Source organism: Bacillus sp. JCM 19034 (assembly GCF_001310635.1).
Taxonomy (GTDB): domain Bacteria; phylum Bacillota; class Bacilli; order Bacillales; family Bacillaceae_D; genus Halalkalibacter.
This window is the reverse complement of record NZ_BAXR01000063.1, coordinates 1-713: the sequence shown is the minus strand read 5'-3', so window position 1 is coordinate 713 and position 713 is coordinate 1. Positions and strand designations below refer to the sequence as shown.

Annotated in this window: 1 protein-coding gene; it reads left to right on the top strand. The window is 37.6% G+C overall.

Annotated features, from left to right (window positions below):
- The first annotated feature begins 91 nt into the window (after nt 1–91).
- Complete coding sequence (gene tnpA, locus JCM19034_RS20650) at nt 92–577, top strand: IS200/IS605 family transposase (protein ID WP_062052620.1); 486 nt, start codon at nt 92–94, stop codon at nt 575–577.
- Nucleotides 578–713 lie beyond the last annotated feature (136 nt).

Here is a 713-nt window from a genome sequence, read left to right as displayed (position 1 = left end):
AGCTTACAGCGAGGTATTAAAAAAACTCATCCGTGGTGCTAAAATATATTTGGTTCGCCAACCAATATATCAGCTTACGGAGGAGTTTTTTATGTCTAAAGACAGTAACAGTTTAGCACATACGAAATGGAATTGTAAGTATCACATCGTGTTCGCACCGAAATATCGAAGACAAGCGATATACGGAAAACTAAAAAAAGATATAGGAGAAATATTAAGAAAGTTATGTGAAAGAAAAGGGGTTGAAATTATAGAAGCAACGGCATGTAAAGACCACATACATATGTTGGTTAGTATTCCGCCTAAGATAAGTGTTTCAGCGTTTGTCGGCTGTTTAAAAGGAAAGAGCAGTTTAATGATATTTGATCGACATACAAACCTAAAATATCGGTATGGAAATCGAAAATTTTGGTGTACGGGATTTTATGTGGATACAGTAGGAAGAAACAAGAAAGTAATTGAGGAATATATAAGAAATCAAATCCAAGATGATATAGTTGCAGAACAATTAAGTTTATTGGAATATGTAGACCCATTTACAGGGGAAGAAGTGAAAAAGAAGAGAAAGAAAAAATAAGGACGGGGAGAGGCCTTTGAGGTCTGGCCAGTAGAAGTAGTACACATGGCGAACCGTTCAGTAGCCTTTAGGGTTTGGTCAGTAACAAAGGCTTCCAGCCGTCGAGCAAACCACCCGTTCTCACGGGTGGTTTTGA

Coding starts and splice junctions, on each gene's coding strand:
- tnpA (WP_062052620.1), top strand. CDS start 92: ATGTCTAAAGACAGTAACAGTTTAGCACATACGAAATGGAATTGTAAG.